Source organism: Streptomyces sp. UNOB3_S3 (assembly GCF_020740895.1).
In the GTDB taxonomy this organism is placed as follows: Bacteria; Actinomycetota; Actinomycetes; order Streptomycetales; family Streptomycetaceae; genus Streptomyces.
Genome location: NZ_JAILXP010000104.1, coordinates 1 through 19,529, shown reverse-complemented (window position 1 = coordinate 19,529; position 19,529 = coordinate 1). Strand labels below are relative to the sequence as shown.

Genomic DNA, 19,529 nt, shown 5'->3' with positions numbered 1-19,529 from the left:
CCCACGCACAGCCCGCCCAGCACTGACAGGCAGCACCATGAACCTCACCGACAAGATCAAGGCCGCGCTCGACAAGCCGGTCACCGACGGGTCCGGGGACGACTTCGACATCCACGCCGCGCTCGACGACGTCCTCGGCGGCGTCGGCATGAGCGAGCGGGACGCGGGCGGCACGGTCTCCTTCACCGGCGCCGACCCCGTCGTCCCCTCCACCCTGCGGCTGGCCGCCGCCCCCGCCCTGGGCCTGACGGCCAAGTCCGTCGCCCTGGCCAAGCTGTGGCAGCACCGCGGCGGCCCCGGCCAGGACATCGGCATGGACCTGCGCAAGGCCCCCCACCGGCTGTGCCCCTTCTACGACGGGAAGTGGGAGAAGCTCAACGGCTACCCGATCGTCGCGCCCGACGACCCCTTCGCCCTGTCCTTCTACCGCGCCGGCGACGGACGCTGGGTGATGCCCCTGAACGTCTACCCCGCGCTCAAGTCCCGCACCCTGAAGCTGCTGGGCACGCCCGACGACGCCCAAGCCGTAGCGAACGCCGTCTCCCGCTGGGACGGCGCCGAGCTGGAGCGGGCCGGGGCGGACGCCGGGGTCGTCATGCCCATGCTGCGCGGCACCCGGGAGTTCCTCGACACCCGTCAGTACCGCGACGTCCTCGCCGACCTGCCCCTGATCGAGATCGAGAAGATCGGCGACAGCGACCCCGAGCCGCTGCCGCCCGGCGCCACCCAGCCCCTGGACGGTGTACGCGCCCTGGGCCTGGGCCATGTCATCGCCGGCGCCGCCATCGGCCGCACCATGGCCCAGCACGGCGCCGACGCCCTCAACATCTGGCGCCCCGGCCAGTTCGAGAACGACATCCTCTACTACACCGCCCAGGTCGGCGTGCGCTCCGCCACCCTCGCGTACGACCGCGACCCGCGGGCCGCGGCCACCCTGCGCGAACTGCTGCGCGGCACCGACGTCTTCTACGCCAACCATCGCGCCGGCTACCTGGAGCGCATGGGCCTCACCCCGCAGGAGGCCGCCGCGATCCGGCCCGGCATCATCCACACCACCGTCAGCCTCCACGGACAGCACGGCCCCTGGGCGAACCGCGTGGGCTTCGACCAGACCGCCGGCTGCGTCGCCGGCATGATGAACCTGGAGGGCACCGACGACAACCCGGCCCTGCCCCCGATCAAGGTCGTCAACGACTACCTGGTCCCCTGGCTCGCCACCACCGGCGTCATCGCCGCCCTGATCCGGCGGGCCACCGAGGGCGGCAGCTACCGCGTCCACGTCTCGCTCACCCGCGTCGCCCTGTGGATCCTCAGCCTCGGCGTCCTCGACAAGGACTACGCCCGCGAGCTCGCCGGCACCGGCGAACGCCACGCCTACCTCGACCCCGACACGTTCACCGCCGACACCCCCTGCGGCCGCTACCAAGGCGTCACCGACCAGGTCGTGATGTCGGAGACCCCCGGTGCGTTCCGCACCGTTCTCGTCCCGCGCGGCTCGGGCCGCCCCGAATGGCTCACGCGGTAACCGGCGCACCACAGGGGGCCGGCGACACCGTCGCCGGCCCCCTCCCCGTACTCCCCCGGCCCGGTGTCAGTCCCGGGCGCCGGTCAGCTGAGCCACCGTGAAGGTCGTCAGCTCGGTGGCGAGCACACTGTTCGTCAGCGGCAGCAGGCGATGCGCCTTGCACATCTGCGTCGGCAGCGCCGCGTACTCCTCCTCCACGATCCGGTTCCACGACGCGTCGAACCGCACCCGGATGATCTGGTCCCGCGCGTCGTCGGAGACGATCGACGACGCCAGCAGCCACAGCACCGGCTCCCGACCGCGCCCCGCCGCTTGCGGCTCGAAGGCCAGGTGCAGCAGCGACGCCGAGCGGCCCCTGGTCTCGCGCAGCCGGTACCAGGCGATCCCGCCGTCCTCGTCGATCCGGCCGAACGTGCCGGTCCCGGTCTCCTCCGTGCCGAGCAGCACCAGCCAGACCGCGCCGGCTCCGCTGATCAACCCGACCGGGGTGCTGCCCCGTTCCGCCGGGACCGGCGTCTGCGTGGTGCGCCCGCTCCTCGGGTCGATCCGCAGGATCGTGCTCGCGCTGTCCTGGCTGACGTAGAAGTCACCACTGCCCGGATGCCGGGCGGCGAAGATGGGGTGCGGTTTCGCCTCGAACAGCCGGAAGCGTTCCGGACGGGTGTGGTCCAGGGCCAGGACCTGGTCGCTCCCCTTCAGCGTCACCCACAGTGTGTCGCCGTACTCGTTGACGTAGTGCGGGCCCCGGCCGCCGCCCGGGACGGCGATCTCCCGCTCGACGCGCGGCGCGGCGTCCGGTTCGTCCGCCCTCGGGTCGACCAGCAGCAGCCGGTTCCCGCCCTCGTGCGTGGCCCAGATCCGCCCGGGGTGGCGCTCCGACACCGCCAGCCCGTGCAGCATCGCGTCCTTCGGCCCCAGCGCGAACGCCTTGACGCCGGTCACCCGCTCGGTGCGGGGGTCGAGGCGCAGCTTCACCAGATGGCTGTTGGACATCTGCGACACCAGGGCCATCGGCTTGCCGGGGATCTTGACGATCTCGTGCGTCTCCTCGGCGGGCGGCAGTTCGTACTCCACCACCGACCGTTGGGGCGGCGCCTCCTCGCTCCCCGGTCCGGCCCGACGGGCCGGCTCGGCGGCGGCGCTCCCCCGTGTCCCCGGCAGCGCCCCGGCCACCGTCAGGCTCCCCAGCGATACGAGTCGGCTCTGAAACGTGCGGCGGTCCAACCGGCCCTCCCGAATGCGTGCGCGACTTCCCGACGACGGGTCCATGGAAGCGGCATTGCCCGACCATCAGATGATGGTTTTGACGGATTCATCCGTGTGGGCGACGAGATGGCCATGCCTCGTCCTTGGCCAGACGGACGAGGGCGATGCCGCCGACGAGCCAGAAGGCCAGGCCCAGCAGGGGTCTCAGCACGGTCGGCAGGTAGTCGGCATGGGCCGAGTTATAGACGAAGTGGGCCAGCATGAAGGGCCATACGATCCGGGTCCGCCGGTAGACGAGGAGGTATCCGCCCATCCAGATCAGGCAGAGGGCGAACGCGCCGTACCCGTAGTAGAGGTGGAAGGGGACGCGCAGAGCGACCAGGACCGCGAGCTGCGCCTGCCACGGCCAGCGCAGTCGTGTCATCACCGCCATGGGCAGGGCGAGCAGGAGGGTCTCCTCGACGAGGGCGCTGTGGAGGTTGGCCGGCAGTTGCTCACCGGCGCCGGTGCGGCCCGTCGGGGCGTACCCGGGCGAGGGGAAGAGCCGCATCACCTCGAAGCCGATCCACATCCCGAGGTACGCCACCCCGGCGGCGCCCGCCCCGCCCCACGGGAACGGCCGGCGGGGGCGCGCCGCCAGGCCCAGGTCGGCGGCGCCGAAGCCGAGCCACCGGTGGGCGAGCGCCATCGCGACGGCGGCGACCAGGAAGCCCGCCTTCATGCCGGGGAGGTGGCGTACGGCCCAGTCGGGGAGGTCGATGTGCCCGGTCAGCAGGATCTGTACGGCGACGGCGCTCGACAGCCCGAAGGCGAGCAGGAACCCGGTGACGACCAGGCACCAGTCACGGGCGGCGCGGGAAGTGGATGAAGGGGAACCCATGGTTACCTCGTTCCGCGCGAGCGGGGAACGCCACCGCTATGCGGAAGGCCCCCACCGCAACGGTGGAGGCCTTCTGCCGTGGAGCCCCAAAACGGAATCGAACCGTTGACCTTCTCCTTACCATGGAGACGCTCTGCCGACTGAGCTATTGGGGCCGGCGACGGGAAAAAGCATACCCCATGGTCATACAGGCTTTTGACCGCCGGACGAGCCGCCGGGCGGCCGTCGCCCTACCGCCGCACCCGCACCGTGGTCTGCCAGGGAACGACCGCTTGCGAGCACACGTGGCCGGGCTGATCGGCGACACACCTCAGCCGGGAGTCCAGGGTGGTCGTCCCGTCCGCCAGGGCGTGGAAGACGGCCGTGGTGTCGCCGTTCGGATCCGTACCGGCCGCGGCGCGGCGCAGTACGGCGCCGTCGGCGGCCGTGGGCACGCTCCACACCCAGGCCGAGTCGGGCTTCCGCTCCCCCGAGAGCCGGACGGTGATCTCGTCGCCCTTGTGCACCGTGAAGGACTGCCTGTTGTCCTGGTTGGCGAGGCGCAGATGCCTCTGCTTCGGGGGCTTCGGGGCTGCGGACGACGCCGTCGCGGACGCCGGGGGTGCGGCGGTCAGGGCAAGGGCCGCGGCCAGGGCCGCCGTCAGCAGCCGGGTCATCGTCATCGCTCCACCTCGTGGCCGGTCGTGTCGGGTTCGGAGGTCAGCCTTCCTCTTCCCCGCCGCGCGCGGGTGCGGACCGTCGCGAACCTCACCGGTGTGGGTGAGTCAGGACGCCGGCTTACGTCGTCGTAGGTGGTCGCGTCGCATTCCGGGACACGGCCCCGTGCCGCCGAAGCGCCTCGTGGGCCGTGTCCGGGACGAGCATCCCTGGTGGGCGCTTAGCCCTGCGTGCCGTTCTGGTCGACGGGGTGCAGGCCGAGCTTGCCCTCGGGGTCGGCGGGGTCGGCGCCCTTGACGTCACCGACGTAGAGGTTGAGGCGCGCCTTGAACCGGTCGAGGGCGGCGCGGTCGCTCATGAACCGGCCGAGGCCGAGCGGGTTCATGTTGTCGTAGTCGAAGATGTTCTTGCGCCCGGCCGGGGTGGCGACGTCCGTGCGGGCGCTCCAGCGGCCCTCCTGGCCCTGCTTCGACAGGAGCCAGCTCAGGTACAGCTTGGCCGCGGCCTTGTGGGGGGCGTCCTTGAGGATGGCGCCGGTCTGCGGCCAGGCGACCCACGGCGACTTCTCCGGGGTGCTGGTCTTCGACAGGCCGCTGGAGCTGCCCGAGCTGCCGAAGTTCGCCACGTAGCCGCCGGTGCCGACCGTGGCGGAGGCGTCGGCCGTGCCGCGGACGAACTTGGGGTTCTGGGCGAGCAGCTTCTTCAGGTAGTCGAAGCCGTACTTGTCGGTGAGCTGCTTGAAGTAGTAGAGGACGGCGTCGTCGTCGTTCGGGTAGGTGAAGACGAGCTTGTTCTTGAACTCGGGCTTGAGGAAGTCCGCGGCCTCGACGGGCGCGTTGTCGCCGAGCGTGGTGGCGGTGACGTTGGCGAAGGCGATGAAGAACAGGCCGGTGTAGTAGCCGTCCTTGTCCTTGATCTGGTCGTAGACCTTGTTCCAGCCCACCGGCTTGTACTGCATGAGCGCCCCCTCCTTCTTCCAGCGGGGGAAGTCGTCGAGGGTCTGGAGGTGGACGACGTCGGCGACGACCTTGTGCTCGGCTATCTGGTTGTCGAGGCGCGCGTCGTGGTTCTTGCTGAAGTCGACGACGGTGTCGACCTTCATCTCGGGGAACTGCTTGAGGAACGCGTTCTTGAGGTAGTCGGCCTGGCCCGGCTTGTCGCCGCCGGCGTAGACGACCAGGCGGCCACCCTCGGCCAGAGCGTCCTTGTACAGCTTCCGCAGCTGCTCGTCCTCGCTCGCGCTCTTCGCCGTGGGGTGAGCGGAGGGGGTGGCGGCGGCGACGGTGGCTCCGCTCGTGGCGAGCACGCCGAGGGCGGCTGCTGTGGCCCAGGCCTTCCGGGTGGACTTCACAACGACTCCTTCGTGAGGGGGGAACGACCAGTTCTTGAAAGTTCAAGAACTGGCTCGCGGCTCACTCTAGGACGATGTCATTGAACTTTCAAGAAATGGCGGCGGCGCCGCTCATTCGCCGCCCCCGCCCCGCTCCGCGACGCGGCGGCGGACCTGGTCCTCCTGTGCGAGCCGGCGCAGGATCTCCAGCACGGGGGCGGAGAGGGCGAGGACGATGACCGCCCGTTCGGCCAAGGCCTCCGGGTCGTCACCGAAGGTGGCCGCGCGCTCCAGGTCCAGCCGGGCGACGGAGTTGGCCAGCGCCGCGTAGGCGGCGAGCTCGCCCGGCCGGAAGTCCGCGTCGACCCGCCGGAGCGCCTTCAGCGCCTCGGTCAGCCCCCGTACGTGCGGGGAGGTGCCGGGCGCCTGCCAGTCCATGGCCGCGATCAGCTCCGCCACCTCCGTCTCGGCGGCCACATGGTCCGCCGCGTCCTGGCCGGAGTCCGCGACGGGCGACTCCGCGACGGGCACCGGCAGGGCGTAGCTGATCGCACCGAGCTTCCCCTCGGTGGTGTGGGCCTCGCCGACGGCCGTCAGCACGTCCCGGGTGGCGGCGATGGACAGCCCTCCCAGCGTGGTCAGCGCCTTGATCAGCCGCAGCCGCTGGACGTGCTCCTCCCCGTACTCGGCCAGCGTCGCGGCCGTCGCCCGGCCGGCGGGCAGCAAGCCTTCGCGCCGGAAGTACTTGATGCTGGCGACCGGCACACCGGCCCTGCGGCTGAGCTCCGAGATTTTCATGCGGCTTCCTCGCTGGTGATGCGAACCGGGTATCCGCATTCAACGATTGGACACCCCTGTTAGATACTGCCACTATCTAGCACCTGGATACCTTCGATATCTAGCTACTCTGCGTCATCACCCCGGAGCGATCATGCCTTCCCTCCCGTCCTCGTCCGTGCTCCGCAGCCCACGGCTGTGGATCGGCTCGGGCCTCATCCTCGCCGTGGTCTCCACCTTGTTCGCCCTGCTGTACGTGGGCGGCAACGTCAACCCCAAGGGCAACCTGCGCGACCTCCCCGTCGCCCTGGTCAACAGCGACAAGGGGCTCGACGCCAACGGCAAGCACCTGAACTTCGGCGACCAGGTCGTCTCCGGCATCAAGAAGTCCGCCGAGGGCAACAACAGCTTCGACTGGCAGGTCCTCAGCCGCCAGGAGGCCGACAAGAAGCTCGGCCAGGGCAAGCTCTACGGCGCCGTCGTCGTTCCGCAGAACTTCACCGCCGCGGTGACGGGGCTGACCAGCCCGCAGCAGCCGCAGCAGGCCCAGCCGACCCGTCCGGCCATGACGGTGCTCACCAACCAGTCGGCGGGCAGCTTCGGCTCCTCCATGGCGAGCCAGGCCACACAGAAGGCCGCCCACGCCGCCTCCGCGCAGCTCGGCAAGCAGCTCCTCGACCGCGCCGCCGCCCAGAAGGCCCCGCTCGCCCCGGCCGCCAAGCTGATGCTCGCCGACCCGGTGTCCGTCCAGGTCGCCGACGGCCACCCGCTCGGCACGCACAGCGCCATGGGCCTGAGCGCCTTCTACTACGCGCTGGTCCTGGTCGTCTGCGGCATGCTCGGCGCCAACGTGATCACCAACCAGGTCGACACCGCGCTCGGCTACCTCCACTCCGACTTCGGTCCCTTCCGCCAGCGCATGCCCCTCCAGCACATCAGCCGCGTGCGCACGCTGGCCATCGGCTCGCTGCTCATGCTGGTCTTCTCCGTGGTGATGGGCTCCATCGTGGAGGGCGCCACCGTCGGCATCCTCGGCATGGACGCGTCCCACCTCGGCCTGCTGTGGGTCTACTCCGTGGCCACGATCGCCGTCGTCGGCATCAGCGCCCTGACGCTCCTCGCCGCCTTCGGCGTCCCCGGCATGCTGCTCTCGGCCATCGTCTTCGTCGCCATGGCCGTCCCCTCCTCGGGAGCGACCGTGCCGCTGGAGGCGCTGCCCGGCTTCTTCCGTGGGCTCTCCGAGTTCGAGCCGCTCCGCCAGATCACCGGCGGCATGCGCTCCATCCTCTACTACGGCGCCCAGGCCGACGCCGGCCTGACCCGCGCCTGGATCTCCATGGGCATCGCCCTGGTCGTCGCCCTGCTCTTCGGCTTCGGCGTCACCCGGCTCTACGACCGCAAGGGCCTCCACCGGGTCCCCCGCCCCACCGAGCCGGCCGACGACGCCGTGCCGGCGGCCGCGGCGGCCTGACACGGCTGACGGCGCACTGAGGGCGGGGTCCGTTCGGACCCCGCCCTCAGTGCGTTCCACCCTCCCCCACCCGGGCCGGCACTCACGCCACGGCGTGTCAACCGCACCCTTTTTTCAGGGAGGTTGAGAATAGGCCAAACTGTGCCGGGGGCGGCCGACTCCTTATCTGCGCGTGGCCTCCGGCGCGCCGGGTCACGCCACTACACCGGTGTCCTGTTCCCGGTCCTCTCCCCACGACGCGGGGTTGAGTCGCCTCGGCGGGATCCGGGAACGTGGGCCGCCGCGAACCCGAGTGAGGAGGCATCCATGCCCCGACACACCGGCAAGGCCTGGACCGCACAACAGCTCGACACCCGGTACCAGAGCTCGTTCGGCCGGGCGGCCGGCTATCTGCCGAAGAACCGGGCGGCGCTCGACGCGTGGCTGGAGGGGTTCAGCCGCGACGTCCACGAGAAGCGCGCCCGCAACACGATCGTACGGCGTCGTTCCGTCGACGATCTGGCCCGGCTGATCGAGCGGGACGGGATCATCCGCATGTATGTGAGCCTGATGATCGACGACGCGAACGAGCAGCACCCCGACGCCAAGCACCGGGTCAACGACGTCCCCGACCTGCTCGATCACCTGGACTGTATCGTCACGTCCACCCCCGAGTACCACCCGAAAGGCGACCCGGACCGCAACTTCTTCCCCCTGTCGTCCCTGTTCGTCTACATGATGATGACGGAGCCCGGGTACGCGGTCTTCCGCGACCAGGGGTTCAACAAGGCGCTGCTCGGCATCCTGCGGGAGTGGTGCGCGCACCTGGACAGCCCGGACAGCCAGGACGTGATCAACCGGGCGGACGGCTGGCTGTCGCCGGCCGCCTGGAAGGAGCTGGAACTCGACCAGTTCCGGATCGACTCCACGCCCCACGGCGGGTTCCCGTCCTACAACGCGTTCTTCCACCGCGAACTCAAGGACGACAAGCAGCGGCCCATCGACACCAATGAGCATGTCGTCGTCTCGGCGAACGACGGAAAGGTCGTGCGGATCCGGCGGAACGTCCAGCGCACCGACGAGTTCTGGGCCAAGGGACAGCGCTACTCTCTCTCCGACATGCTCGACGGCAGCGACCTCACCGACTCGTTCATCGGCGGCGACGTCTTCCAGTCGTTCCTCTCGGGCGGCGATTACCACCGCTGGCACGCGCCCGTGACCGGCACCGTCCTCAGCGCCCGCGTCGTCGAGGCCCTGATGTTCACCGAGCTGGAGGGGGTGGACGAGCCCAACGCGGGTACGCAGTCGCAGGTCTACGGGGCGTCGGTGAACACCCGGGGACTCGTCTTCATCGAGTGCCCCGCACCGATCGGCATCGTGTGCGTCATGCCGATGGGCATGACCGAGATCTCGTCGGTCACGCTCACCGTACGCCCCGGCGACCACGTCACTAAGGGCCAGCAGCTCGGCTACTTCAGCTACGGCGGATCCAGCCTGTGCCTGATCTTCCAGAAGGGGGCCATCGGCGAGTTCTGCGTACCGGACAACCCCGGCAGCATGGAGGACGGTGCCCCGATCAAGGTCAACGCCAAGATCGCCGTCACCGCCGGCCATAAGTGCGCGGAACGATGAGCGCCGGGAGGGAAGCGCGGGCCATGGAGGCGAACCTCTGCGGACAACCGGCGACGGGCGAGGAGCTCCACGTCTGCATGGGTCTCAACTCCTGCGCGAACCAGGACGTCACCGGGACCGCCACCATGGCCGGCACCGGCCAGTGCGCCACCGTGCAACACGTGTGCCACGGCGAGGGAGCCTGCCGCGGCCAGGGCGGATGCGGTTACGCCGGTGACGACTTCGAGCAGTTCCACCCCGGCGAACAGGCCTGCCGCTACAACGGCAGCTGCGCCAGCCCCATCAACGAGAGCCGGGTGTTCTCCGGCGGCCCGATGAAGGGCAGGAGCGTCTGGCAGCAGGCGCGCCGCCTCTTCGAGGCGCGGATGTACGCGGCGGGCAAGGCGTTCGGCCCCTCCCCCGGGCAGGGCGTCCCGGACGACCGCTTCCCCGAGTACGACCGCCTCACCACCCCGCAGGCCGGCGCCTCCGACAAGGTCACCGACCTGTTCCGCGCCTCCGCCGACAACCCCCGCGCGCACGAGGGGGTGCGGTTCCCGGACCTCCGGGCCCTCGCCCGCAACAGTGCCGGCCGGCACCTTCCCAACGCCCTGATCACGTTCACCATCCCCCAGGAGGCCTCGGCCCTCCTGTACTTCAAGCCCGACGGGCAACCCCAGAGCGCCACCTGCACGGTCACCAGCGACGACCAGGGCCTGGCCACCGCCGTTCCGCTCTACGCCGGGCATACGGGCACCGGCGACCAATGGGTGACGGTGACGGCCACGGATCCCGACACGTCCGTGCAGTGCGAGTTCCATGTGACGGTCCTGGCGCCCCAGGGGCAGCCGTAACGCCGGGGAAGGCGGACGGCACGGCGACGCGGACGGCCACCGGAGCCTGGAGCGCGACCCCTCACCTGGGGTTCGGGCTCGGGCTGCGGGGGCCGCACATCCCCTACATCCGCGCGCACCGGCCGCCCGTCGACTTCTTCGAGATAATCTCCGAGAACTACCTCGAACCCCGCACCGACCGCCGGCGCGTCCTGGACGAGATCGCCGAGCGCTATCCGATCGTCCTGCACGGGGTATCGCTGTCCATAGGCAGCACCGATCCGCTCGACCTCGGCTACCTGCGCAGGCTGAAGCGACTGGCGGACGCGGTGGACACCCCTTGGGTGTCGGACCACGTGTGCTGGACCGGAGTGCTCGGTGTGCACACCCACGACCTGCTGCCGCTCCCTTTCACCGAGGAATCGCTGCGGCACGTCGTACGCCGCGCCCGCACCGTGCAGGAGGCGCTGGAGCGTCCGCTCGTCCTGGAGAACCCCAGCAGCTACGTCGAGTTCCGCGCCTCCACCCTCACCGAGTGGGAGTTCCTGGGCCGGCTCGCCGAGGAGGCGGACTGCGGGTTGCTGCTCGACGTCAACAACGTCCACGTCTCCGCCGTCAACCACGGCTACGACCCCGAGGAGTACCTCAAGGCCCTTCCGCACGACCGGGTGGCGCACATGCACCTGGCCGGGCACACGGACCACGGCACCCATCTGATCGACACCCACGACGCCGAGGTGCCCGACCCGGTGTGGGGGCTCTACCGGCTCGCCGTGGAGCTCACCGGGGGCGCCGCGACGGTCATCGAACGGGACGACAGCCTGCCGCCCTTCCCCGTCCTCCAGGCCGAGCTCGACAAGGCCAGGGTGCTGGCGGCGGTGTGCGCCGCCGGCGTGGGGGGTGACCGTCGTGACTGACGTCCCGCACTCGCTCGCGGAGATACAGCGGTGGATGCAGTCCGCCTTACTGGGGCCCGGCAGGGCGGACCACATGGAGGAGGTGTTCACCGCCTCCGGGCGGATGTCGGCCGAGGAGCGCTTCCGCGTCTACTACCGGGGCTACCGGCTCCGGCTGCTGGGGTGCATGCGCGGCCGGTACCCCGCGATGGTCCACCTCCTGGGGCGCGAGCTCTTCGACGGGTTCGCCATGGAGTACCTGGACGCTCACCCGTCCCGCTCCCCCACCCTGGACGGCCTCGGCGCGGGATTCCCCGACCACCTGGCCCGTACCAGGCCGGACACCTCCGCGGACGGCACGCCGCCCGAGGCCTGGATCGACCTGCTGATCGACCTCGCCCGGTTCGAACGGGACTTCGCCGCCCTGCACGACGCGCCCGCCACCGGATCCGGTGACCGACGGTCCTTCAAGGCCAGGTTCCCCGTCCACCGCTACGCGGCCGCCGTCCGGCGCGGCGAGGAACCGGAGCCGCCCGGCACCGAGCCGGTGTTCCTCTCCCTCACCCGCCGCGACGGCACCGTGGTCGTCCACGACCTCGCCGCGTCCCCGTCGCCACCGGCCGCCTGACACGGAAAACGCACTGGAGGAACCCCATGGCCCACCTCACCACCCGCTCCGCCGTCCGGGCGATCGACGGCATCACCACGCTCGACGAACTGGCGCGGCACCTGGCCGACGCGGCGCGCATCGAGCTGTCCACCATCCCGCCCTACCTCTACGCCGCCTATTCCCTCAAGACCTCCGGCTACTCGCAGTGGGCCCAGGGCGCGTCGGCGCAGCGCACGCTCATCGGCATCGCCATCGAGGAGATGCTGCACATGGCGCTGGTCCGCAATGTGATGACCGCGACCAAGTGCGACGTGGTCGACGGGAAGGAGTTCCGCTTCTACGACCAGGGCACCATCCCCACGTACCCCGGTGACATGCTGCACCGCGTCCCGCCCCTGACGCTGGAGACGCAACGCATCTCGACTACCGCCGTCGAGGGGTTCATGGAGGTCGAGCTTCCCGAGAGCAGGCAGTCGCAGGTCTCCAAGCCCTCCGACGAGTACCACACGCTCGGTGAGCTGTACGACGCGATCGGCAAGGGCATCGTCGCGCTGAGCGACCAGATCGCGTGGGGTCCGGAGAACACCCGCTGGCGGCAGCAGTACCAGCGCGGGTACTGGAACCAGTGGGGCGGCCCGCCCAAGCCCCTCCCGGTCGTGGACCAGGGCAGCGCCCTGGACGCGCTCCACATCATCGTCGAGCAGGGCGAGGGCGCCCCGGACGAGCAAGAGGACTCCCACTACCAGAAGTTCACCCGCATCCGCGATCACGTGGACGGCATCGGTGTCGTGTACGACGACTCCGGAAAGCAGAAGTACACCATCGACAGCGGTGACGAGGCCGTCTGGCCGGTGGTCAAGAACCCGAAGGCGACGAGCTTCACCGGCCCGGTACAGACCCTGGCACAGCTCTCCGACGCCGCCTACTGCTATGTACTGGCACTGCTCGACAAGCTGTACCGAACCCCGGCGGACGACCCGGCCGACCGCACGCCGGGCCAGAGCTCCGTGCGCTACGGCCTGGAGCGCGGCTTCGTCGCCGCGATGCAGGGCGTCCTCTCCCCCGTCGCGGGCCTCCTGGTCGCGACGCCCGTCGGCGACGGGAAGAACGCGGGCCCCACGTTCGGGTACTACGACCTGGGCTCGAATCCCAGGCAGACCCTGCTGGACCTGTGCGCGGAGCCGGCGCTGATGAAGGCGTTCCCGCAGCTGGGCGGGGGTGACGGGGTGCTGCACCAGATCTCGCTGCTGCCCGATTTCACGATCTAGGGCCCCTGCGGCTCACGCTCCGACGTCCTCGCCGAACTCGATCACGGGCTCGTCGGGCACGATGTGCATCGCCGCCTCCTCCGCGGAGGCCGCGCCGCCGTCGACGCCCACGTCGCGGGCGAAGACGTCGTTGCGCCGGGGCGGCATGGGCTCGATGGTGGCGGTGAGCCGGCCGGCCCGCGCGTCGCCGACCTCCTCGTCGATCGGCTCGCCGTCGCCGCCGGGCTGATCGCCGATGCCGTCCCCGTCGGGCACGGTGATGTCGGGGACCTCCTCGGCGAGCCGCTGGTCGAGGCTCTCGCGCTCCCGCTGCTCCCGGGCCGTCGTGCCGTGGTGGCCCACGCCGAGCGGCCTCTCGGGGGGCGAGTAGCCCTCGTCGAGCACCTCGTCGAGGAGGTCTCCGTCCAGCGCGTTCTCCAGGTCCAGGTCGCCGGGGTTGTCCCGGCGGTCCGAACGGGCCGGCTGATAGACCTCGTCACCCATCACGTCGTCGGACATGGTCCGCTACCCTTCCTCCTCCCGCGCGCTCCCGGGACGACGGCACACCTCCAGTCTCCCCTGTCCGGCTGCCCCGCGCTCCTCGGAGGGCGACAGGGAGTAAGTATTACTTTCAACCACTGGTTGTTCCGCCGCGAAAGGTGCGGCGGTAGGTGTCCGGGGGGACGCCGACCGTCCGGTTGAAGTGCCGGCGCAGCGAGGCGGCCGTGCCCATGCCGGTGGCCCCGGCGATGGCCTCGACGCTGTCGTCGGTGGTCTCCAGGAGCTCCTGGGCGCGGTGGATCCGGTGGGTGCGCAGCCAGCGCAGCGGGGTGGTGCCGGTGACGGCGTTGAAGTGACGGGCCAGGTTCCGTGAGCTCATGTTCGCCTGGCGGGCGAGGTCCTCCACGGTCAGCGGCCGGTCGAGCCGCTCCAGCGCCCAGGAGAACAGGCCGGAGAGCGCGTGGGAGCGGGGTTCGGGCGCCGGGGTGGCGACGAACTGGGCCTGCCCTCCCTCCCGCTGTGGCGGTACGACCAGGCGGCGGGCCACCGCGTTGGCGACGGCCGAGCCGTGGTCGAGGCGGACCAGGTGGAGGCACAGGTCCATGGCCGCCGCCTTGCCCGCGGAGGTGAGCACACTGCCGTCGTCGACGTAGAGCACGTCCGGGTCGACCCGTATCCCGGGGTACCGGGCGGCCAGCGCCGGAGCGTGCAGCCAGTGCGTGGTGGCCCGGCGGCCGTCCAGGAGGCCGGCGGCGGCCAGGACGAACGCCCCCGTGCAGAGCGAGACGATCCGCGCGCCCGCCCGGTGGGCCGCGCGCACGGCCTCGACCAGCTCGCCGGGCGGGTCCGCGTCGATGTCCGCGCAGGCCGGGACGATCACCGTGTGCGCCCCCACCAGCCGCTCCAGCCCCTCGTCGGGTTCGAGCCGGAACCGGCCGCCGACCCGCGCCCCGGCGGGTCCGCAGACGGTGAGCTCGTACCAGGGGTCGGCGAGGTCGGACCGGTCGACGCCGAACACCTCGCAGGGGGCGGCGAGTTCGAAGTGGCTCACCCCGTCGGTGACGGCCAGGGCGACGGTAGTCATGTCCGAAACTGTACGAGGCGTGGCACTCCTGACACTCGTCGCCCCCGCCCCCGGCAGGGCAGCCTGTCCCCGGTCGATGGATCACATCGACGGATCACGACGACGGATCACGTCGTGGGTCACCTGGACATGGACGAACGGGGAACACTCATGGGAACGAGCGGAAAGGTGGCCGTCCTCGGCGCCTACGGACACACCGGGCGCTTCGTGGTGGCCGAACTCCTGGCGCGCGGTCTGCGGCCGGTCCTCTCCGGCCGTGACGCCGGCCGGCTCGACGCGCTGGCCGCCCACCACTCCGCCGGCCGGCCCGGGCTCGACGTCCGGCCGGCGTCGGCGGACGACCCCGCCTCGCTCGACCGCGCGCTGGCCGGCACGGACGCCGTGATCAACTGCGCGGGCCCCTTCGCCGGGACGGCCGCCCCCGTGATCGAGGCGGCGCTGCGCGCCCGGATCCCCTATGTGGACGTGGCGGGCGAGGTGGAGGCCGTCGCCGACACGTTCACGCACTTCGCGGAACGGGCGCGGGCCGCGGGGATCGCGGTCGTCCCGGCGATGGCGTTCTTCGGCGGCCTGGGCGATCTGCTGGTGTCCGCCGCGCTGGGCGGCGGGCGGTCGGCCGACGAGGTGTTCCTCGCCTACGCGCTGAGCAGCTGGCACCCCACCGCCGGGACCCGCGCCTCGTCCCGGGTCTCCGGGCAACGCCGCGACGGCCGTCGCCTCGTGCACGCGGACGGCCGGCTGGAGCTGCGGACCGGCGAGGCGCCGACGGGCCGGTGGGCCTTCCCCGCACCGGTGGGGGACCAGACCGTGGTGCGGGAGTTCACCACGGCGGACAGCGTGACGATCTCACGGCACGTCACCGTGCCCGTCATCGACACCTGTATGACGTCCGCCGCCGTCGCGGACGTACTGGCCCCCGGCGCGCCGGCTCCGGCGCCGGTCGACGACCTCGGGCGTTCGGCCCAGACCTTCCTGGTCGAGGCGGTCGTCCGCGCCGGCGGCACCGAACGCCGCGTTGTGGCCCGGGGCCGGGACATCTACGCCGTCAGCGCGCCCCTGGCGGTGGAGGCGGTCCGCCGTCTCCTCGACGGGCGGGCGAGGACGGCCGGGGTGGTTTCCCCGGGCGAGGTGTTCGACGCGCGGGACTTCCTGGCGTCGCTCGCCCCGCATGTGTCGGTCGACTTCGCTTCCGCACCGTCGGGTGCCGCGCCGCGCCCGTAGCTTGTCGCCGGACAGCGGCGTGGGGACGGTCCCGAGGCGTTCGCCTCGGAGGCCGTCCCCACGCCCGGTCCCCGCCCGGGCCGGATCGCGACGCGGCGGGTGTCACCCGGCCGTGTCAGCCGGCGAGGGCTCCGGGGGCGGGCAGGATCCGGGTGGCCGCGGTGGGGTCGCCCATCAGGCCGGTGACCGTGTGGGTGATCCCGGCGAGCAGCTGGTCCCCGGGGTGGACCTCACGTGTCTTTCCCGCACCGTCGGTGGACGTCGAACCCCCGTCGGCCGCACTGGCGCTCGTCGCCATACCGCCGCACAACAGGCCGGCCGTGAGCGCGGTGAGGGCCAGCGCGCGGATGCGGCTCGCGCGCTTGGAGCTGAACATAGGAACCTCCGTGGCATCGCCGGTGATTTCTTGGCAAGCGAGAGTTCCACGACCCGTCCGGCCGCGTGCGGGCTTTCCCGGAAACCACCCTCAACGGCGAACGGACGGACACATGAGCCCCGCGGTCGCGCCGGCTGCTCCCCTGTGGTGGATATGCATGGATATATTCCTGTAACACGTCTCGGGTACCGTCCCCTCCCTCCAGAAGGGAGCGACACGTGGACCAGAACACCGCGGTGACAGCCGGAGTACACATCCGCCCGGGGACCGAACGTCATCTGAAGCAGCTCACCGACATCTACAACCACTATGTGACCGGCACCCCCGTCACCTTCGACATCGAGCCCGTCACCGTCGAGGACCGCAGGCGGTGGCTGGCCGACCACCCCGCCACCGGACGCCACAGGCTGCTGGTCGCCGAAGAAGCCGGCACGGTGCTGGGGTACGCCACCAGCAGCCCGCTGCGCCCCAAACAGGCCTACGAGACGTCGGTCGAGACCAGCGTCTACCTCGCTCCGGAGCACACCGGACGCGGCCTGGGCGGTCTGCTGTACCGCGCCCTCTTCGAGGCCCTGGCCACGGAGGACGTCCACCGCGCCTACGCGGGCATCACCCAGCCCAACGAGGCGTCGATGCGGCTCCACGAGCACTTCGGCTTCCGCCTGGCGGGCGTCCACCACGAAGTGGGGCGGAAGTTCGGCACCTACTGGGACGTCGCCTGGGTCGAGAAACCCCTCCGCCAGGGACCCACCGGGGCCCCTGGCGGCGCGTAGGTGGCTATCGACGGCTCTCGCCGTCGTTGCGCTCCTGCCAGGAGCGGTAGACCTCCACCGCGTCCTCGCGCGGCTCGTACCGCAGGGGCAGCCGGCGCTCGTCCCAGTTCTTGGCGAACTCGTCGTAGAAGGTGCTCAGCTCGAAGTACTTGCGGTCGTCGACGTAGTACGGCTCGTAGGCGTCGCGGGTGGTGAGGAAGACGACCTCGTCCGGCGAGCAGTAGTACAGCGAGCCCAGGCACATCGGGCAGGGGTGGGCCAGCACATAGATGGTGGTGCCGGTCAGGTGCTCGGTGCCGAGCTTCACACAGGCCTCGCGGACGGCGAGGATCTCGGCGTGCGCGGTGGGGTCACTGGTCTGCGCCACCTTGTTGGCGCTCTCGGCGAGGATCTCGCCGTCCTTGACGATGACGGTCGCGAAGGGACGGCCGCCCTCGGCGACGTTCTGCCGGGCGAGGTCGATGGTGCGTTGCGCGAAGTCCATGGGGCTCCTTCGAAAGGACGTGTACGACGGGAAGGCCGGGGTCAGAAGGGCTTGGTCGGCAGGTACTTGCCGTCCAGGGTGATGACGGCGCGCTCGCCGCCCTCGGGGTCGGCGACCTTCTTCACGTCCAGCTTGAAGTTGATCGCGGAGATGATGCCGTCGCCGAACTCCTCGTGGACCAGGGCCTTGAGGGTGGTGCCGTAGACCTGGAGCATCTCGTAGAAGCGGTAGATGGTCGGGTCGGTGGGGATGCCACCGGGGATCGAGCCGCGCGTGGGGATGGTCCGGAGCAGTATCGCCGCGTCCTCGTCGAGGCCCAGCAGCTCGGCCACGGCCTCGGCGGACGCCTTCGGCAGGGGGTGCTGGCCGAGGACGGCGGCGGTGGTGAAGGCGACCGACAGGCCGGAGGCGTCGGCGATCTGCTGCCAGGTGAGGTCCTTGCGGACCTTGGCCTCGACGGCGGCGTTGGCGAGGGCCTCGCGGGCGGTGGGGTCGAACTGGGCGTGCACCATGAGAGGGGCTCCTTTTCTGAGGGTGCCGGTCCGCGGGGAAAGCGGGAGCGGCGGGTTCTTGGGTGTGGTGGTCAGGACGCGAGGGAAGTGCCCGTGCCGGTGACGTCGAGTGCTCCGACGCGCCCGGTGGCGATGTCGAAGACCCAGCCGTGCAGCGTCACCTTCTTCTCCGCCAGCGCCCGGGCGACGGAGGGGTGGGTGGTCAGGTTGGTCAGCTGCGCGTACACGTTCTGGTGGACCAGGGCACCGGTCTTCTCCGGGCCGGCCGGCAGACCGGCGGTGCGGGCCACGGCGGCGTCCGCGTGCCGCAGCCAGTCGGCGACCACCGGCGCGCCGGACAGGTCGTGGCCTTCGGCCAGAGCGGTCATCGCGCCGCAGGCGGAGTGACCGCACACCACGATGTCGGTCACGCCCAGCACGGCGACGGCGTACTCGATGCTGGCCGTGACCCCGTTGGCGCCGGGGGTGTAGGCGGGCACGAGGTTTCCGGCGGTGCGGATGACGAAGAGCTCGCCCGGCTCGCCCTGCGTGATCAGCTCGGGCACGACACGCGCGTCCGAGCAGCCGATGAACAGCGTGTGCGGCGTGTGGTGCGTGGCCAGGTGGGTGAAGAGGTCCGCCTTGGCCGGGAAGACGTCGCGCTGGAACCGCGCGACGCCCTCGGTGAGGTCCTGCATGGGTCACTCCCTTCGGTAGCCGTCGGGCCCCTGGGGGCCGACGGGTTCCACCATGCACGACCTGCACCTATAGCGTCCAAGAGTCATTGACCATGATTGCTATTGGCCACATCTATAGTTGCCTCATGGCCCTGGAACTACGCCACCTGCGCTACCTGCTCGCCGTCGCCGAGCACGGCAACTTCACCCGCGCCGCCGAAGAGCTGCACATCTCCCAGCCCACGCTCTCCCAGCAGGTCAAACAGCTGGAGCGCACGCTGGGGGTGCAGCTCCTGGACCGCACCGGCCGCACCGTGCGGCCCACCGACGCGGGCGAGGCCTACCTCCACCACGCCCGCCGGGCGCTGCGCGACCTCGCCGCCGCCGAACGCGCCGTGCACGACGTCCACGACCTCTCCCGGGGCCACCTCCGCCTGGGGGTCACCCCCACCTTCACCGCCTATCTCGTCGGCCCGCTCACCGCCGAGCTCCACGCCCGCCACCCCGGCATCACCCTGACCGTGACGGAGGCGCCCCAGGACCGGATCGAGTCCGCGCTGCTCGCCGACGACCTCGATCTGGGCATCGCCTTCACCGGCCCCCATCTGCCCGGTGTCGCCGCCGCTCCCCTGTTCACCGAGACCCTCGTCCTCGTCACCGGCGGCACGCCCGCCACTCCCCCCACGCCGATGCCGGCGCGGGAGTTGAATGAGCGTCACCTTGCCCTGCTCAGCAGCGACTTCGCGACCCGGGGGCATATCGACGCCTACTTCACCCACCACCGCGTCCACCCCCGCATCGCCGTGGAGGCCAACTCGATCCAGGCCCTCACCGAGATCGTCCAGCGCACTCCCCTGGCCACCGTCCTCCCGGACGCCCTCACCCACGACCACCCCCACC

At 71.0% G+C, this 19,529-nt stretch carries 21 protein-coding genes and 1 tRNA gene; 10 read left to right on the top strand and 12 right to left on the bottom strand.

Features of this window, described 5'->3' with window-relative positions:
- A partial coding sequence (locus tag K6I33_RS14150; protein ID WP_229351673.1) for a CoA transferase occupies window positions 1-1,525 on the top strand: 1,525 nt, incomplete at its 5' end.
- A gap of 66 nt (window positions 1,526-1,591) precedes the next feature.
- Here the strand turns inward: K6I33_RS14150 and K6I33_RS14145 are convergent.
- The 6 genes from K6I33_RS14145 to K6I33_RS14120 form a co-directional block, all read right to left on the bottom strand.
- Entirely contained in the window at window positions 1,592-2,698 is a 1,107-nt protein-coding gene (locus K6I33_RS14145) for a hypothetical protein (protein WP_229351671.1), read from the bottom strand.
- A gap of 139 nt (window positions 2,699-2,837) precedes the next feature.
- Window positions 2,838-3,611, bottom strand: coding sequence for a CPBP family intramembrane glutamic endopeptidase (locus tag K6I33_RS14140; RefSeq protein WP_229351669.1), 774 nt, complete (start codon window positions 3,609-3,611; stop codon window positions 2,838-2,840).
- Between the two features lie 79 nt (window positions 3,612-3,690).
- A tRNA-Thr gene (locus K6I33_RS14135) sits at window positions 3,691-3,766 on the bottom strand.
- Window positions 3,767-3,841: 75 nt separating this feature from the next.
- The gene (locus K6I33_RS14130) at window positions 3,842-4,273 is read right to left on the bottom strand and encodes a hypothetical protein (RefSeq protein WP_229351667.1); all 432 of its coding nucleotides are present in this window, start codon (window positions 4,271-4,273) and stop codon (window positions 3,842-3,844) included.
- 215 nt (window positions 4,274-4,488) lie between these two features.
- Complete coding sequence (locus K6I33_RS14125) at window positions 4,489-5,619, bottom strand: extracellular solute-binding protein (protein WP_229351665.1); 1,131 nt, start codon at window positions 5,617-5,619, stop codon at window positions 4,489-4,491.
- A gap of 111 nt (window positions 5,620-5,730) precedes the next feature.
- On the bottom strand, window positions 5,731-6,396 hold the full coding sequence (locus tag K6I33_RS14120) for a MerR family transcriptional regulator (RefSeq protein ID WP_229351662.1): 666 nt from the start codon (window positions 6,394-6,396) through the stop codon (window positions 5,731-5,733).
- Between the two features lie 133 nt (window positions 6,397-6,529).
- Between K6I33_RS14120 and K6I33_RS14115 the strand changes: the two genes are divergently transcribed.
- The 6 genes from K6I33_RS14115 to K6I33_RS14090 all read left to right on the top strand — a co-directional run bounded on the left by K6I33_RS14115 (window position 6,530) and on the right by K6I33_RS14090 (window position 13,043).
- Complete coding sequence (locus tag K6I33_RS14115) at window positions 6,530-7,846, top strand: YhgE/Pip domain-containing protein (RefSeq protein WP_229351660.1); 1,317 nt, start codon at window positions 6,530-6,532, stop codon at window positions 7,844-7,846.
- A gap of 306 nt (window positions 7,847-8,152) precedes the next feature.
- A complete protein-coding gene (locus K6I33_RS14110) occupies window positions 8,153-9,457 on the top strand; it encodes a phosphatidylserine decarboxylase family protein (protein ID WP_229351658.1) in 1,305 nt (434 codons plus the stop codon).
- A gap of 23 nt (window positions 9,458-9,480) precedes the next feature.
- Complete coding sequence (locus K6I33_RS14105) at window positions 9,481-10,290, top strand: hypothetical protein (protein WP_229351657.1); 810 nt, start codon at window positions 9,481-9,483, stop codon at window positions 10,288-10,290.
- A complete protein-coding gene (locus tag K6I33_RS14100; RefSeq protein ID WP_229351655.1) occupies window positions 10,245-11,186 on the top strand; it encodes a DUF692 domain-containing protein in 942 nt (313 codons plus the stop codon). The genes K6I33_RS14105 and K6I33_RS14100 overlap by 46 nt, the downstream gene beginning before the upstream one ends.
- Window positions 11,179-11,793 (top strand): DNA-binding domain-containing protein, encoded by a 615-nt coding sequence (locus K6I33_RS14095; RefSeq protein ID WP_229351653.1) that lies wholly within the window; start codon window positions 11,179-11,181, stop codon window positions 11,791-11,793. The genes K6I33_RS14100 and K6I33_RS14095 overlap by 8 nt, the downstream gene beginning before the upstream one ends.
- A 26-nt stretch (window positions 11,794-11,819) precedes the next feature.
- A complete protein-coding gene (locus tag K6I33_RS14090) occupies window positions 11,820-13,043 on the top strand; it encodes a ferritin-like protein (RefSeq protein ID WP_229351651.1) in 1,224 nt (407 codons plus the stop codon).
- Between the two features lie 12 nt (window positions 13,044-13,055).
- On the opposite strand, the gene K6I33_RS14085 is transcribed toward K6I33_RS14090, so the two are convergent.
- Window positions 13,056-13,541 (bottom strand): DUF5709 domain-containing protein, encoded by a 486-nt coding sequence (locus K6I33_RS14085; protein WP_229351649.1) that lies wholly within the window; start codon window positions 13,539-13,541, stop codon window positions 13,056-13,058.
- Between the two features lie 112 nt (window positions 13,542-13,653).
- On the bottom strand, window positions 13,654-14,607 hold the full coding sequence (locus K6I33_RS14080; protein ID WP_229351645.1) for a helix-turn-helix domain-containing protein: 954 nt from the start codon (window positions 14,605-14,607) through the stop codon (window positions 13,654-13,656).
- Between the two features lie 150 nt (window positions 14,608-14,757).
- On the opposite strand from K6I33_RS14080, the gene K6I33_RS14075 reads away from it, so the two are divergent.
- Window positions 14,758-15,828 carry a trans-acting enoyl reductase family protein gene (locus K6I33_RS14075; RefSeq protein WP_229351642.1) on the top strand — a complete coding sequence of 357 codons (1,071 nt, stop codon included), beginning with the start codon at window positions 14,758-14,760 and terminating at the stop codon, window positions 15,826-15,828.
- 115 nt (window positions 15,829-15,943) lie between these two features.
- On the opposite strand, the gene K6I33_RS14070 is transcribed toward K6I33_RS14075, so the two are convergent.
- Window positions 15,944-16,204, bottom strand: a complete 261-nt coding sequence (locus K6I33_RS14070; RefSeq protein WP_229351640.1) for a hypothetical protein — start codon at window positions 16,202-16,204, stop codon at window positions 15,944-15,946.
- A gap of 218 nt (window positions 16,205-16,422) precedes the next feature.
- Between K6I33_RS14070 and K6I33_RS14065 the strand changes: the two genes are divergently transcribed.
- Window positions 16,423-16,977, top strand: coding sequence for a GNAT family N-acetyltransferase (locus K6I33_RS14065; RefSeq protein ID WP_229351639.1), 555 nt, complete (start codon window positions 16,423-16,425; stop codon window positions 16,975-16,977).
- Window positions 16,978-16,981: 4 nt separating this feature from the next.
- Here the strand turns inward: K6I33_RS14065 and K6I33_RS14060 are convergent, their stop codons facing one another.
- The 3 genes from K6I33_RS14060 to K6I33_RS14050 form a co-directional block, all read right to left on the bottom strand.
- Complete coding sequence (locus tag K6I33_RS14060; RefSeq protein ID WP_229351636.1) at window positions 16,982-17,461, bottom strand: nucleoside deaminase; 480 nt, start codon at window positions 17,459-17,461, stop codon at window positions 16,982-16,984.
- 41 nt (window positions 17,462-17,502) lie between these two features.
- Window positions 17,503-17,973 carry a cyanase gene (cynS, locus tag K6I33_RS14055; protein WP_229351634.1) on the bottom strand — a complete coding sequence of 157 codons (471 nt, stop codon included), beginning with the start codon at window positions 17,971-17,973 and terminating at the stop codon, window positions 17,503-17,505.
- Window positions 17,974-18,044: 71 nt separating this feature from the next.
- Window positions 18,045-18,650, bottom strand: coding sequence for a carbonic anhydrase (locus K6I33_RS14050; RefSeq protein ID WP_229351632.1), 606 nt, complete (start codon window positions 18,648-18,650; stop codon window positions 18,045-18,047).
- Window positions 18,651-18,775: 125 nt separating this feature from the next.
- Here K6I33_RS14050 and cynR point away from each other — a divergent pair.
- Window positions 18,776-19,529, top strand: a 754-nt coding sequence (gene cynR, locus K6I33_RS14045; RefSeq protein WP_229351630.1) for a transcriptional regulator CynR, incomplete at its 3' end; no start/stop codon positions are given.

Bases quoted from the DNA above. Each gene is read 5' to 3' on its own strand.
- K6I33_RS14090 (WP_229351651.1), top strand. From the start codon at position 11,820: ATGGCCCACCTCACCACCCGCTCCGCCGTCCGGGCGATCGACGGCATC.
- K6I33_RS14140 (WP_229351669.1), bottom strand. From the start codon at position 3,611: ATGGGTTCCCCTTCATCCACTTCCCGCGCCGCCCGTGACTGGTGCCTG.
- K6I33_RS14105 (WP_229351657.1), top strand. From the start codon at position 9,481: ATGGAGGCGAACCTCTGCGGACAACCGGCGACGGGCGAGGAGCTCCAC.
- K6I33_RS14085 (WP_229351649.1), bottom strand. From the start codon at position 13,541: ATGTCCGACGACGTGATGGGTGACGAGGTCTATCAGCCGGCCCGTTCG.
- K6I33_RS14130 (WP_229351667.1), bottom strand. From the start codon at position 4,273: ATGACGATGACCCGGCTGCTGACGGCGGCCCTGGCCGCGGCCCTTGCC.
- K6I33_RS14060 (WP_229351636.1), bottom strand. From the start codon at position 17,461: ATGGACTTCGCGCAACGCACCATCGACCTCGCCCGGCAGAACGTCGCC.
- K6I33_RS14120 (WP_229351662.1), bottom strand. From the start codon at position 6,396: ATGAAAATCTCGGAGCTCAGCCGCAGGGCCGGTGTGCCGGTCGCCAGC.
- K6I33_RS14115 (WP_229351660.1), top strand. From the start codon at position 6,530: ATGCCTTCCCTCCCGTCCTCGTCCGTGCTCCGCAGCCCACGGCTGTGG.
- K6I33_RS14075 (WP_229351642.1), top strand. From the start codon at position 14,758: ATGGGAACGAGCGGAAAGGTGGCCGTCCTCGGCGCCTACGGACACACC.
- cynS (WP_229351634.1), bottom strand. From the start codon at position 17,973: ATGGTGCACGCCCAGTTCGACCCCACCGCCCGCGAGGCCCTCGCCAAC.
- K6I33_RS14070 (WP_229351640.1), bottom strand. From the start codon at position 16,204: ATGTTCAGCTCCAAGCGCGCGAGCCGCATCCGCGCGCTGGCCCTCACC.
- K6I33_RS14110 (WP_229351658.1), top strand. From the start codon at position 8,153: ATGCCCCGACACACCGGCAAGGCCTGGACCGCACAACAGCTCGACACC.
- K6I33_RS14050 (WP_229351632.1), bottom strand. From the start codon at position 18,650: ATGCAGGACCTCACCGAGGGCGTCGCGCGGTTCCAGCGCGACGTCTTC.
- K6I33_RS14080 (WP_229351645.1), bottom strand. From the start codon at position 14,607: ATGACTACCGTCGCCCTGGCCGTCACCGACGGGGTGAGCCACTTCGAA.